This window comes from Christiangramia portivictoriae DSM 23547 (assembly GCF_000423045.1).
Taxonomy (GTDB): Bacteria; Bacteroidota; Bacteroidia; order Flavobacteriales; family Flavobacteriaceae; genus Christiangramia; species Christiangramia portivictoriae.
On sequence record NZ_KE383971.1, the window covers coordinates 390,550 to 404,793 of the forward strand.

A 14,244-nucleotide genomic window follows, 5' to 3' on the forward strand; every position below is an offset into this window, starting at 1 on the left:
TCTACTGGTCGGTTTTGGATTTAGGGTATCGTTTGGCGTCTTTCAGGGCTTTGTTCAGCATCCACTCGATCTGTCCATTGGTACTTCTGAATTCATCAGCAGCCCATTTTTCGATCGCTTTTAGCATATCTTCATCTACCCGAAGTGCGAATGCCTTTTTTTTACCCATAGTTTAGTCAAGTTCCTTTACAAATTCAGTTAGGGTGGAAATAAGATCTGGATGTAGCGGTAAATTTGGTTCGTTGTAGGACTTGGAATTCACCAGTCGATCTTTTGTTTCAATTTTTCTGAAGATATGATTCATATGATCCAGAATCGCTAATTCTGTATTTGGATTGGACTCAGCAAGCTTTACAGCCTGCTCTTCATTTACCTGAATATCGGAAGTCCCGTTGACGATAAGAACGGGGATCTCTAGTTTCTTAATTTCTTGGGAAGGCTTATATTTCATCCAGCTTGCTATGAATGGTTGTACCGATGGTCTAAATACCGCTTCCAGCATTGGACTATAATTGGAAGTCTTTCCGTTTTCTGCAATCTCATCAAAAGCGGCACGTGCGCTCGCTCCTAATGTTGGTGCCATGTTCGTGATCTGTTCAGTAACAATCACATCAATGGGATCTGCAGCACCGGCTAGCGATATGTATGCGTCTGCATGCTCCTGGGCAACAAGCATCCCTATAAGACTTCCCTCGCTATGTCCGGCTATGATAATATTGCTGAAATTTTCTTCACTTCTGAAATACGTGGCTACATTGGTAGCATCTGAAACAAAATCTTCGAAGATCATATCTTTCTCATTCAACTGAAGTTCCTGCGCTTTAAAAACCCGCTTATCATATCTAAAAGAGGCAATGCCATTACCTGCCAGTTCACGGGCAATCTTCTTTATTCCATCATTCTGCATCATAGGCTGATTCCCATTTCTATCTGTAGGACCAGATCCCTGAATAAAAATGATGAGGTTTTTATGATCACCGGCAACAGGCAGGGTTAAAGTACCGTCTGTAAATCTGTCTATGCTTAATTCGGTTTCTGTAAAAGTCGTATCCTGGGCCAGCGCAAATAAGGAGGAAACGATCATCAATAGGATACAGATTGATTTCTTCATAATTTAAACTTTTTTAAAATTTCTAAGAATCGCTTTCCTGGCCTGGTCAGGTTTTTCTGTACCAATCAAAAAACGTTCTTTATTTTTAGTAATGATCTGTATTCCCTTGTTGCCGGAAACATTGTAAGCCTTTGCTTTTCCAAAGCCTCTAATTCCCCAGCCTCCGTATTCTGAAACCGGCGCATAGCTTCTTACAAAACACTCCTCTATATCTTCCCATTTATAATTTCTTCTGAATAATGGCAATGGTTCAAACCGGGCACTTATACCTTTGCTATTGATCTTTGTTTCAAGTCTCAAAATAAAAATCAGTACAAAAATTGCGAGGGTAAAGAAGGGTGCTATAATACTCGTGAACTGAAACTCCTGAGCAGGCAACGAAGAAAAAAGCGGAATAGCACTTGCAAATACGGCAACGATCATTACTAAAATGAGCCACCATTGTCTGAACCTCTGTGTTTCTTTAAAAACGCGCATACTAATGATTTAGAGTCCCGGCATTCACCACGGGTGTCGCATCGCGATCTCCACATAGAACAACCATCAAATTGCTCACCATCGCTGCCCGTCTTTCTCCGTCAAGCTCAACAACTTCCTTTCTTTTAAGTTCCTCAAGAGCCATTTCCACCATACTTACCGCGCCTTCCACGATCTTGTGCCTGGCTGCTACGATTGCTGTCGCCTGCTGTCTTTTCAACATGGCGCTGGCAATTTCATTTGCGTAAGCCAGATATCCTATCCTTGCTTCAAGCACTTCGATTCCAGCAATATTTAATCGTTCTTCCAGCTCTTTTTCCAAAGCATCACTTACTTCGTTTACACTGGATCTCAAAGTAATATCTTCATCAAGACCTTCATCTGCAAAGTTATCATATGGATACAAACTGGCTAATTTTCTAACTGCGGCATCGGTCTGTACCACTACGAAATTTTCAAAATTGTCTACATCAAAGGAAGCTTTGAAAGTATCCTGAACCCTCCAGACAAGAATGGTGCTAATCATTACAGGGTTTCCAAGTTTATCATTCACCTTAAGCCTTTCACTATCAAAATTTCTGGCTCTAAGGGAGATTTTCTTTTTCGTGAAGAACGGGTTTACCCAAAAAAGTCCGTTTTCCTTTACCGTGCCCTTGTAATCTCCAAACAGCAAAAGCACCCTGGATTCGTTTGGGTTCACAAGGATAAGTCCAGGGACTATCAGGAAAGCGATCAATACACCGAGCGCCCAGAGCGGACTTCCAGTATTAAAGATGGCGATAATACTTCCAAACAGCAGGATCAAAAATGCGAAAAGCATGATATATCCATTCAAACCGGTGATCGTTTTTTCTTCAGTCATAAGTAATATGATATTAAAATGATATCATAAATATACTATATTAAATTTAATGAAATCCATTTCTTAACATTAAAATTTTATTGGGAACCTTATATTTGAGGTCTCTAAAATATTTCTATGAAAAAAATACTATTATTTTTCGCTGTATTACTAATGGCTGTTCAAATGCAGGCTGCCGATTCAGATTGGGGTAAAACGGGGCACCGGGCAACCGCTGAGATCGCAGAAAGTCACTTATCCAAACAAGCTAAAAAAGCTATTGACGACCTTCTGGACGGTCATGGACTCGCGTTTGTTGCTAATTATGCAGATGATATCAAAAGTAACGCGGCCTATAGAAAATATGGACCATGGCATTATGTGAACATAAATCCTGATCAGGATACTTATATTGAAGCTGAAGCAAGTGAAGACGGCGATCTTGTACAGGCAATTAATAAGTGTGTAAAGGTTTTGAAGGATAAGTCGGCTTCCAGAGAGGAAAAGCAGTTCCATTTAAAAATGCTGGTACATTTCGTAGGTGATCTTCACCAGCCTTTCCATACGGGTCATTCCGAAGATAAAGGTGGAAACGATATACAGGTGAGATGGTTTAACGATGGTTCAAATATTCACAGGGTGTGGGATAGTGAAATGATCAATTTTTACCAGATGAGCTATACAGAACTGGCCATGAACACCCGTAACCTTACGAAGAAACAAATGGCTTCGATCCAAAAAGGTGAATTGCTGGATTGGGTTTATGAGTCAAGGGATATGGCCGAAGAACTTTACGCGGGCGTTGATAATGGTGAGAAACTCGGGTATAGATATATGTATGATCATATGCCACAGGTTCTGGCACAGTTACAAAAGGGAGGATTGCGACTTGCAAAGGTTTTAAATGAAATTTACTCTTAGTATATTCTTCGAAACGTAAGATTGATCCTGGAACCTATCTGCTTTTTTGTTTTTGGGAGTTGATGTTTCCAGAATTGCTGAGTTTCCCCTTTCATTACCAGAAGGCTGCCATGTTGCAGCCTTTTTTTATAGATTAGTCCTTTAACAGATCGATGTTTAAGATGAAAGATCCGTGGTTCACCAATACTTATAGAAGCAATTACCGGATTTGTTCCAAGCTCCTTCTCATCATCTGCATGCCAGCCCATACTATCCTGGCCATCACGATATAAATTTGCCAGGCAGGCATTAAAGGATTGCTCAAGTTTTTTTTCACAGCGCTCTTTAACCTCTAGTAAATACTTCGGAAAAATTTCCGGATGCATGGTAAGACCTGAGTAGGTATATGCACGGTCATTATTACTAAACAATGCTGTTAGCCTTGGCTGAAGAATCTCTTTTCCAAACATTTTAATATGATCCTGTCTCCAACCTCTGTATTCCATCAGTCTGTCGAAAAGTTCATCAGCAAACCTTTCACTTAAGAACTGCTCATCATACAGCAGGCTCGCATTCTGCAAATCGATTCCTTCCATCAATTTAAATAAGATAATATAGGGCCCACCAGATAAGAATAAATTGTAGGGGAATTCTTGCAATCAATATCCACGGTGAAAATCCTGCTCCAGCTTTTTTCGAAGAAAGCATATAAAAGTGAACCAGTAAAAAAACCAGTAGCATGAGAACGATTCCATAAATTGAAGCATTTCGTGTGCTGGTAAATAAAAGTCCTATTCCAAGTATGATTTCAACAGCACCACTCAGCAATACCAATTCCTTATGAGCTGGCAGATATCTTGGCATAATTCGCATGTATGCTTTTGGTTTTACAAAATGCATAATACCTGCGAAAACATACATAAAGGACATTAAATATAGATGCCAGGAGTTTTCCATAATTGGGAATTTTGATGAAGATTAAGCAATTAAATACCGAGCTAAATTGTTAATAATTAGGTGTTTTTTAAAAAATTTTGTTGTGTAAGTACTTTTAATGGAGTAATTTCAGCGTCCAAAATCTATCGTTAACCTAATACAAATTAATTGAAAACAAACGTTTCAGTTTATTTTCTCTTGTCTTTTTTATGCTCCAGCGTTACTTTTTCGCAGCATAGCCTTGAAAAACCGAAAGATACGCTTCAGACATTGCTTGAACAAGTTAATGAGGATATCGAAAAATATCATTATAAACAGGCAGTAGACAAAGCATATGATCTGGTAACCCTGGCCAAGAAAAATGAGAATAATTTGTATGTTTCCAAAGCCTATCATTCTCTGGGGCACATCTATTCAGACACTAAAGATCTTGACCGTGCCCGGCAGAATCATACGTTTGGTCTGGAATACGCCGAAAAGACTGGTAATGATTCCATTATTTTAACTTCTTATAATAATCTTGGAAATGCGTTGTCTGAAAATCCAGAGTTTAGGGAAGAGGGGATAGCATATTATAATAAATCGATCAAACTTGCCCGGGAGCTTAATTTGAGGGAAGAACTTATAGCGCCTACCACAAATATAGGTTGGACCTACCTGGATGCCAAGCAATATGAGAGGGCTTTTCCATTCCTTGATCGCGCACTGGGGCTCATGCTTGATGAGGTGGAAGAAGATGATACCCGCTATAATTCCTGGCTTTCACAAATGTATATGTTGCACGGCAGGTATTATGCCCACAAGCAAGCTTTCGATTCTGCCCATGTATATTATGATAAGTCACTTCAACTTGCCGAAAAAGATAGTCTTTTAATTACAGCAGCTGAAGCTTATAAATATTATGCTGAATTTCTGGAGAACGAGGGAGATTATCAGGGAGCTTTTAACGCGCAAAGGAAATTTACAGAGTTCAATGATCTCATTTTTGAAAATGAAAAACTGAGAGAGATGGAAATCGCTAACGCGAAATTCAAACTCTCAGAATACGAAAAAGATCTTGAAATAGCTCAAAGGGAGCAAAGCCTTCAGGATGAACTAATAGATCGTTCCAAGGAAAAGGTGATCATTATGGTCATCTCATCTGTGGTACTCGTATTTATCCTGGTGTTTCTTTTTAAAATTAATCGAGACCGAAGAAACCTTATTTCCGAGCTTCAGAAGAAAAACAAGCAGTATAAAACTGCCCGGGATCAGGCTGAAAATTTATCCAGAATGAAAACTAGGTTTTTCAGTACGGTAAGTCATGAAATACGAACACCACTTTACGGAGTGATTGGCCTTACCTCTTTATTACTTGAGGATAAACGACTAAAAAAACATAAAACCGATCTTAAATCTTTAAAGTTCTCGGCAGATTATTTACTGGCACTCATCAATGATGTTCTGCAAATGAATAAGATGGAAAGCAATGAAGTGAAGCTTGAAAGTGTATCCTTTAATATTCGGGAATTGCTGAGTAGTATTGTGAACAGTTTTGAATTTACCAGAGTACAGAACAAGAATGAGATTGATCTGGAAATCGATGATCAAATTCCATCATACCTTATTGGAGATTCAGTACGCTTATCGCAGGTTTTAATGAACCTGGTGGGGAATGCGATGAAGTTCACAGAACGTGGCCTAGTTCAGATTCATATCAATCAACTGGAAGATACCGAGGATACTGCTAAAATTCATTTTGTGATTGAAGACAACGGTCCAGGTATTCCAGAAAGTAAAAAGAAGGTGATCTTTGAGGAATTTTCGCAGTTGAAAAACAGCAATTATAATTACCAGGGAACAGGTTTGGGCTTACCGATTGTGAAGAAATTACTGAAGCTTTTTGGTTCGAAGATCAAGCTCGATAGTAAAGAGGGTGAGGGGTCTACATTTAGTTTTACGATAGACTTTGGTATAGATCATTCTAAGACTGAAAAACCGGTATTGAAAGATGATTCAGAACAGGTTGCTTTATATGGTAAAAAACGTATCCTGATTGTTGATGATAACCGAATTAACCAGGTAGTTACGAAAAGAATCCTAGAAAAGAAGGACTTTGAGTGCGAAGTGGCCGGAGATGGAACCACAGCCATAGAGATGGTGAGAGATTCCAGTTACGACCTTGTACTTATGGATGTGAACATGCCTGGTATAAGCGGATTGGAGGCTACCAGTGAAATTCGAACCTTTAATCAATATCTTCCTATTGTAGCCTTAACGGCTGTGGAAGTAGAGGAGATTCGGGAGGAGATCCAATCCGCAGGAATGAGTGACATCATTATTAAACCATACGATGTGCAGCAATTTTACCAGATTATTTATAAGAATCTAAGCATGTCTGCTATTCCAGAGAAGGTTTAACTTATTTAGTGACCTCTTTCGAGTTTTCGGGTATCTGAAAATAATCACTTTCTGGTTGAAAGAACTGGATATTAGAAATTTTTGCTTCTCCAATCTTGTCACCTAATCCATTCTCTTCATCCCAGTTGTGGAAACTCCAGGTAGTGGCAAAACTTATATTTTCAACCGTTTTGTAATCTGAATATACGATCGCATGCGGATTCTCTTCAGCCTTGGATCTTTCCTTGCCAAAGGTTACGATATACGCCGCAGCCTTCAACAACTTGGTTTCCTCATCCTGGTACACTACATACCAATCGTCTGGTGAATCTCCGGTATTGCTTTTGAAAGTAAGTTTTGAGGAAGGATATTGCAGGCTGTCCAGTTTTCGCATAGTGGATTCTTCCCATACAGTACCCGGGTCTGTTAGTTTAAACGGCATGGCGAAAAAATACTGCCAGGTAAAAATATCGAAACGAGCTCCTTCTGTAGCACTGGTATCTGGAGTCACGGCGACCTGATTGCCATCAAAAACAATCCTTGAACCATTATCCTTCTTTATCATAATGCCAGTGGATTTCGTATTCATAGCCAGATTGGCCTTTAGTCTCTCAGATCCTCCAAAATTGAGTAGCAAATCTAAGGATACAGCTTCTTTCATTTGAAAGGCAGTCTTGTTGTGTGCCTCTTCGATGTTTTCAGAAAAGCTCAGCACTTGAGGAGGTCCGGCGCCATCCCCAATGCCATTATTTGGTTCTACAGGAATTTTCTCTTCTTCCGAAGAATTTTTGCAGCTCACTATGCTGGCAATTAAGAATAAGGCAATCAATTTTTTCATGTTATTTAATTTATTGGTGAATAAAAAAAGCCGCTGTGGTGCAGCGGCTTTTTTGGTCGTATGTAAAGTGATTACTTTACCATATCAAAGCTTCTTTTAATGAAATTGGTTAATTCCTCACCTTTCAGAAGATTCTGAGATAATCTCGCCAGGTCAAGAGATTGCTTGATAAGGCGTTGTTGTTTTTTCTCAGTTTTGGTGTTTAAGATCGTATTGATCAACTCGTGATTTGTATTTACCACAAGATTGTACATCTCTGGCATATTACCCATACCAAACATTCCGCCACCACCGGTTTGCTGCATTTCTTTCATTCTACGCATAAATTCCGGCTGAGTAATAATCAAAGGTGCAGCAGTACTATCCATCGCTTCTAGCTGGATCGTATATTTTTCAGAAGGGATTACTTTTTCCAGATCTCCTTTAAGCTGTTCTTTCTCTTCATCAGATAATTTCGAGATCTTCTCATCATCTGTTTTGATAAGATTGTCTATATGATCTGAATCTACCCTTACGAAAGATATATTCTCATGCGTGGTCTCCAATTTTTGTAACAGGTGTGATACAATCGGGCTATCCAGCATCAATACCTTGTAACCTTTGTCTTTCGCAGCCTGAATGTAACTATGTTGCTCGTCTTTATTCGAAGCATATAAGATGACCAGCTTATCGTCCTTGTCGGTTTGATTATCCTTGATCACATCCTTAAGTTCTTCAAAAGTGAAGAATTCGTTTTCAGTAGTTGGATACAACGCGAACTTATCGGCCTTCTCAAAGAATTTATCTTCTGAAAGCATTCCATACTCGATCACGATCTTAATGTCATTCCATTTCTTCTCGAAATCCTCACGATTGTTGTTGAATAAACTTTTCAGTTTATCTGCCACCTTACGTGTGATATAGCTGGAGATCTTCTTTACGGCACCGTCGGCCTGCAAGTAGGATCTGGAGACGTTAAGAGGGATATCCGGAGAATCGATCACACCACGAAGCATCGTAAGAAATTCTGGTACGATACCTTCCACATTGTCGGTTACATAAACCTGGTTCTGGTATAACTGAATTTTATCCTTCTGAATGTTCATGTCCTGAGCCATTCTTGGGAAATAAAGTATCCCGGTAAGATTGAATGGATAATCAACATTTAAGTGGATATGAAACAACGGGTCTTCGAACTGCATTGGATACAACTCTCTGTAGAAATCGTTGTAATCTTTTTCTTCAAGGTCAGTAGGCTGCTTCGTCCACGCAGGATTGGGATTATTGATAATATTATCAACGGTCTTTGTTTCTGGCTTCGCATCTTCCTTCGCATCCTCTGGAAGTGGCAGGGTTTCTTCTTTAGTACCGAACTTAATTGGAATTGGCATAAACTTGTTATACTTCACCAAAAGTTCCTGGATTCTGTTCTCTCCAAGAAATTCCTTATCCTCGTCGTTAATATGAAGGATCACCTCTGTACCATGAGTGGATTTTTCACCGTCTTCAAGTGTAAACTCCGTAGTACCCTCACAAATCCAGTGAGCCGCAGGTTCATCTTTATGTGATTTAGTAATGATTTCTACCTTGTTAGCCACCATAAAGGCAGAATAGAAACCAAGTCCAAAATGACCTATTATTCCGCTATCTTTTGCTGAATCCTTGTATTTATCAAGAAACTCTTCAGCGCCAGAAAATGCTACTTCATTGATATATTTTTTTACTTCCTCTTTGGTCATTCCAATACCCTGATCTATAATGTGCAGAGTATTATTGTCCTTATTTACTTTAACCTCTATTACAGGATTGCCATATTCAACATTGGCCTCTCCAAGACTGCTGAGGTGCTTTAATTTTAAAGTCGCGTCGGTTGCGTTCGAGATCAGCTCCCTTAAAAAGATTTCATGATCACTGTATAAAAACTTTTTAATAAGCGGAAATATGTTTTCAACAGACACATTTATTTTTCCGGTTGCCATATAATTAGATTTAAAATTTATTTCGCTCTGGAGATTTCAAAAAAAATACCAATTATGTGAAGCTGTCAAACTGGCACTTCATGTAATGTAGTGGTAACAAGAACGTCTAAAGTACCATACATAGCTGAATCAGAACTTTTAACAAAGTTTTGTTTATCGAACTAAATAAATACTTAAACAAAACAGTATCTTTGTAAAACAAATGATGATTATGGCAAAGGCAACAGGAAATAGCAAAGTGAAGAAGAAGCCAAGTGAGGAAAAGCTTATTGCAACTTACATGGACTATGTGCTCATAAATGAGAAAACTCCCAGGAGTGTTTATAAATTCGCGAAGGAGAACAATATTACAGAACAGGAATTCTACGAATATTTTGGAAGCTTTGATGGGCTCAGAAAGAAGATCTGGGACAAGTTTTTTGAAAATACGCTAACCGTCATGGAAAAGTCTCCAGATTATCATTCCTTCAGTAATCGTGAAAAGCTTCTGACTTTTTTCTACACATTTTTTGAAGTTCTTACGGCAAATAGAAGTTATGTGTTATATGCCTTAAGTGAGCATAAAGACCGTATGAAGAATTTAGAACAATTAAAAGGGCTTAGAAAAAAGATGCGAAGATTTGCTAAAGAGTTGATCGCCGATGGCAATAGCGAGAAATCTTTTAAAATTTTTGAGCAGAGTGAAAGTATTTTTAGCGAAGGGGTCTGGGTTCAATTCTTATTCCTGCTAAAATTCTGGATGGAAGACAACTCTCCATCTTTTGAAAGTACAGATGTCGCCATTGAAAAATCTGTACACACCGTATTCGATTTGTTTGATAATACGCCTTTGGAACGTGTGGTAGACTTCGGAAAATTCCTGTGGAAAGAACGAATGGCCTAATTGAAAGATTATGAAAACGATAGATAAAATTCCAACTGGCAAAATAGGCCGAACCAGTAAACTGGTTCAGACGGGCGTCAAAATTGGTGGGAATTACATTAAATATTATGGAAAAAAGGCTTTCAATTCTGAACTAACCCGCGATGAACTTGATGAAGATAATGCTTCAGATATTTATGACGGTCTCAAGAGCCTAAAGGGTAGCGCATTGAAAGTGGCCCAAATGCTTTCGATGGAGAAAAACCTGCTTCCCGGAGCATATGTAGAAAAGTTCAGCCTCGCGCAGTTTAGTGTGCCACCACTTTCAGCACCACTGGTGAGAAAAACCTTTAAAAAATATAATGGAGCATATCCAGAAGAATTATATGATACGTTTGCAACCCAGTCGGTAAACGCCGCCAGTATCGGTCAGGTACACAAGGCGACAAAAGATGGGAAAAAACTTGCTGTGAAAATCCAATATCCGGGGGTTGCAGACAGTATCAGCTCAGATCTGGCGATGGTAAAACCAATTGCTTTGAAGATGTTCAATCTTTCAGCTAAGGATTCTGAGAAATATTTTAAAGAGGTTGAAGGAAAATTGCTGGAAGAGACAGATTATGTGCTGGAGGTGAAGCAAAGTAAGCATATTTCAAATGCAGCTGCACATATTCCTAATATCAGATTTCCGAAGTATTATGAAGATCTTTCCAGTGAGAGGATCATTACCATGGACTGGATGGATGGCATGCACCTTAGTGAGTTTGCGAAACAGAATACCTCGCAGGAACTTGCAGATAAAGTGGGACAGGCACTTTGGGATTTTTATATGTTCCAGATCCACGGTTTAAAGATGGTGCACGCAGATCCACATCCCGGCAATTTTATGGTAGATTCTGAGAATAATCTTATCGCGATCGATTTTGGTTGCATCAAACAAATTCCAGATGATTTTTACACTCCATATTTTTCATTAACAGATCGTAAAAACCTGGATAATTCAGATTATTTCTTCGGAAGACTTTTTGAATTGGAAATTCTGCAGGAGAAAGATACCGATAAGGAAAGAAAGTTTTTTTCAGAAATGTTCTACGAGATGTTTGAAATGTTTTCAACTCCTTACCAATCTGAAGTCTTTGATTTTACAGACAAGGAGTTTTGGGATAATCTTTCCCAGTTAAGTGAAAAATATTCTAAGGATCCGGAACTACGTCGTATGAATGGTAACAGGGGAAGCAGACATTTCTTATATATGAGCAGAACGTTTTTTGGATTATATAATTTGCTACATGATCTCAAGGCTAAAGTTGAGGTGAATAAGTTTAGAGGACTCCTCTAATGGTTGATTTATTGGTTAGGTTGAAGAGAGCGTAGTTGTTGGTAGCAGCTGCGCTTTCTTTTTTTGGTACAAAAAAATCCCCCGGTTTCTACGGGGGATTTTCTTTTAGAATAGAGTATTCTGTTAATTACCAGCTTCCTGTATTTCAGTTTTCGACTCTATTTCCTTATTCTTTACATATTTTTCCAACCATTGGTCCTGTTCCCATAAAACATGTAGCACAGATTCTTTGGCGCTGTAGCCATGACTTTCCTTAGGCAACATCACCAATCTTGCAGTTGCGCCTAGTCCTTTGAGAGCATTGAAGTAACGTTCGCTTTGCATTGGATAGGTTCCAGAATTATTATCTGCTTCTCCATGGATCATCAACAATGGAGTGTCCATTTTTTCTGCGTGCATAAATGGTGACATGGTGTTGTAAATCTCCGGCGCTTCCCAGTAACTTCTTTCTTCACTTTGGAATCCAAATGGTGTAAGCGTACGGTTATAAGCACCACTACGCGCAATTCCCGCTGCAAATAAATCTGAGTGCGAGAGCAGGTTGGCCGTCATAAATGCACCATAACTATGTCCTCCAACTGCAACGCGGTCGCGATCTACATAACCTCGTTCGTCTACTGCATCAATTGCCGCTTTCGCATTTGCCACCAACTGCTTTCTAAACGTGTCATTTGGTTCTTCCTCGCCCTCTCCCACAATAGGGAAAGAAGCATCATCGAGAACTACATAACCTCTGTTAACCCAATAAATCGGGGAACCATAATAAGGATAAGTGAAATCGTTGGCATTCGAAGTATTCTGCGAAGCTGAATTTTTATCTTTGAACTCCCTTGGGTATGCCCACATGAACATAGGAAGTTTTTCCGGATTGGACATGTCATATCCGGAAGGGAGGTATAGCGTAGCGTTCAGTTCCAGGCCATCATCTCTTTTATAAGTGATCACTTCCTTGTGAACATCTTCCAAAGATTTAAATGGATTTTTAAAGTTTGTGATTTGAGTAAGTTTATTCTTGGCATCAATATCACGAATAAAGTAATTTGGATATTCTGTAGAAGATTCGATACGAACCAGGATCTCACCTTTGTCAATGTCCAATGCTTCCACCAGGCTTTCCTTTTGATCCTCAAGCGTAGACTGGTACATGCGTTCAGTTTTACCAGAATTGAGATCTATCCTGTCCACGAAAGGGAATTGTCCATCTTCAGTAAACCCGGAACCCATCAAGAAAGCTTCGTTTTTGTCAAGTTCAAGTACAGATCGTCCCCACTTGTTTTTAGACATTACGAATCTACCTGGATCGCTGTAAACATCCTGATAATTTCTATCAAATATGATCTCCGGCTCTTTGGAAGCATTGGATGGATCGAAAACGTAAGTTTTCGTATTTCTGGTATTCCACCAGTAGTCGTTCGCAAGGGCAGTATCATCATCACCCCAGGTGATTCCGCTTGCACGATTTTTAAGTTTTATAAGTGATTTACCTTCCCCTTTAAATGGCGCTTCCAGTTGAAAATATTCATCTCTATAAGCTACCTCGTTTTCAGGATCTCCACCGTCAAGTGCCATCACATACGTTAAGGTTGCAGGGCGATCACTTCTCCAGCTCCAGTTACGCTTACCTTCTCTTTCTGCCATAAAACCTTTTGGCAAATCTTCGATCAATGGTACCTCATTGATCATGTTCACTAACTGCCCATTCTTATCGTAAATATTGGTTTCTGAAGGGAATCTGTAATATGGAACCAGGTAGGAAAATGGCTTTTTTAGATGCGTTATCATCACATATTCGCCATCTGGAGAAAAGGAGATGTCTGAATACATTTTTGGAGTCATCCAGGAGGTGACCGTTCCATCCAGCGCAACCTTCACGATCTCAGATCTGGCTAACTGTTCAAAATTATATTCATCATTAGGATTCTTCAGTAAATCCTGGTAAGTTCTGTTCTGAGCCTCTTTTCCATCACTTACCGAAATTGTAGGACCAGAGGGAACTGAAGTTTCAGTATCGATCAGGGCTTTTCTATCTTCAGGAAGAGTGGTAACCAGTAGCGCAGAATTATCTCTAAACCAGTTCACGGTGCTGCGCATATTAGCATTTAGATTTGCTTCGGTAAGTTTTCTTGCAGCAGCATTTTCGATATCGAGCACCCATAATTCTACTCCGGTATCTGTAGTATGAGTAAATGCCATCATGCTTTCGTCTGGCGACCAGGAAAAGTTGGTAAGGCGAGGGTTTTCCGGAAGTCCGCTAACCTGTACTGGCTCCTTTGCATCTACAGATTTGACTTTGAAATTGTTATAATAACTTGCTCTGCTATTAATATTGGTCATGGGATTGATTCTGAGACCACCAAGACGCAATTCTTCTTCGCTTAGTTCAGCTATACTTTTAAATTGATCCCTGTAGAGGAAAATCATCATTTCTGCCTCGCTATCGATTAGAGTGGAAGGTGCCAGGGGAACATCAATAAGTTCAAGGATTTCCTGCGGGGGTTTCTGGTAGTCCAGACTTTCCTGAGCAGCTATTCCATGCAGGAATAGAACAGATCCGGCCAGACATGTCAAAAGTCGGTTCATAATGTAAATTTTAGATTTTGAAT

General features: G+C 39.3%; 13 protein-coding genes. 4 read left to right on the forward strand and 9 right to left on the reverse strand.

All coding sequences use genetic code 11. The annotated features are described in order from the left end of the window. Position 1 precedes the first annotated feature (1 nt). From G529_RS16410 to G529_RS0110250, 4 genes are read right to left on the reverse strand one after another with little or no spacing between them, the layout of a single operon-like run. Positions 2–169: a type II toxin-antitoxin system antitoxin gene (locus G529_RS16410; RefSeq protein WP_084509771.1), complete on the reverse strand. Its 168-nt coding sequence runs from the start codon at positions 167–169 to the stop codon at positions 2–4. Positions 170–172: 3 nt separating this feature from the next. Next, the gene (locus tag G529_RS0110240; RefSeq protein ID WP_026915432.1) at positions 173–1,111 is read right to left on the reverse strand and encodes an alpha/beta hydrolase family protein; all 939 of its coding nucleotides are present in this window, start codon (positions 1,109–1,111) and stop codon (positions 173–175) included. A 3-nt stretch (positions 1,112–1,114) separates the two neighbouring features. Beyond that, entirely contained in the window at positions 1,115–1,588 is a 474-nt protein-coding gene (locus tag G529_RS0110245; RefSeq protein ID WP_157514604.1) for a hypothetical protein, read from the reverse strand. A 1-nt stretch (position 1,589) separates the two neighbouring features. Continuing rightward, positions 1,590–2,450 (reverse strand): SPFH domain-containing protein, encoded by an 861-nt coding sequence (locus G529_RS0110250; RefSeq protein ID WP_026915434.1) that lies wholly within the window; start codon positions 2,448–2,450, stop codon positions 1,590–1,592. 117 nt (positions 2,451–2,567) lie between these two features. Here G529_RS0110250 and G529_RS0110255 point away from each other — a divergent pair, with 117 nt between their 5' ends. Next, positions 2,568–3,350, forward strand: a complete 783-nt coding sequence (locus G529_RS0110255) for a S1/P1 nuclease (RefSeq protein ID WP_026915435.1) — start codon at positions 2,568–2,570, stop codon at positions 3,348–3,350. Here the strand turns inward: G529_RS0110255 and G529_RS0110260 are convergent. Both G529_RS0110260 and G529_RS0110265 read right to left on the reverse strand, forming a co-directional pair. Beyond that, on the reverse strand, positions 3,347–3,925 hold the full coding sequence (locus G529_RS0110260) for an alpha-ketoglutarate-dependent dioxygenase AlkB family protein (RefSeq protein ID WP_026915436.1): 579 nt from the start codon (positions 3,923–3,925) through the stop codon (positions 3,347–3,349). The genes G529_RS0110255 and G529_RS0110260 overlap by 4 nt on opposite strands. Before the next feature lie 4 nt (positions 3,926–3,929). Continuing rightward, positions 3,930–4,286: a DoxX family protein gene (locus G529_RS0110265; protein ID WP_026915437.1), complete on the reverse strand. Its 357-nt coding sequence runs from the start codon at positions 4,284–4,286 to the stop codon at positions 3,930–3,932. 249 nt (positions 4,287–4,535) lie between these two features. Between G529_RS0110265 and G529_RS0110270 the strand changes: the two genes are divergently transcribed. Further along, entirely contained in the window at positions 4,536–6,665 is a 2,130-nt protein-coding gene (locus G529_RS0110270; protein WP_245566909.1) for an ATP-binding protein, read from the forward strand. Position 6,666: 1 nt separating this feature from the next. On the opposite strand, the gene G529_RS0110275 is transcribed toward G529_RS0110270, so the two are convergent. Together G529_RS0110275 and htpG are read right to left on the reverse strand one after the other, a co-directional pair. Further along, positions 6,667–7,482, reverse strand: a complete 816-nt coding sequence (locus G529_RS0110275) for a DUF6503 family protein (RefSeq protein ID WP_026915439.1) — start codon at positions 7,480–7,482, stop codon at positions 6,667–6,669. 71 nt (positions 7,483–7,553) lie between these two features. Continuing rightward, the gene (htpG, locus tag G529_RS0110280) at positions 7,554–9,440 is read right to left on the reverse strand and encodes a molecular chaperone HtpG (protein WP_026915440.1); all 1,887 of its coding nucleotides are present in this window, start codon (positions 9,438–9,440) and stop codon (positions 7,554–7,556) included. Between the two features lie 211 nt (positions 9,441–9,651). Here htpG and G529_RS0110285 point away from each other — a divergent pair, with 211 nt between their 5' ends. Further along, positions 9,652–10,323 (forward strand): TetR family transcriptional regulator C-terminal domain-containing protein, encoded by a 672-nt coding sequence (locus G529_RS0110285; RefSeq protein WP_026915441.1) that lies wholly within the window; start codon positions 9,652–9,654, stop codon positions 10,321–10,323. Positions 10,324–10,333: 10 nt separating this feature from the next. Continuing rightward, complete coding sequence (locus tag G529_RS0110290) at positions 10,334–11,641, forward strand: ABC1 kinase family protein (protein ID WP_026915442.1); 1,308 nt, start codon at positions 10,334–10,336, stop codon at positions 11,639–11,641. Between the two features lie 123 nt (positions 11,642–11,764). Here the strand turns inward: G529_RS0110290 and G529_RS0110295 are convergent, their stop codons facing one another. After that, positions 11,765–14,221 (reverse strand): S9 family peptidase, encoded by a 2,457-nt coding sequence (locus tag G529_RS0110295; protein WP_026915443.1) that lies wholly within the window; start codon positions 14,219–14,221, stop codon positions 11,765–11,767. Between the last annotated feature and the right edge of the window lie 23 nt (positions 14,222–14,244).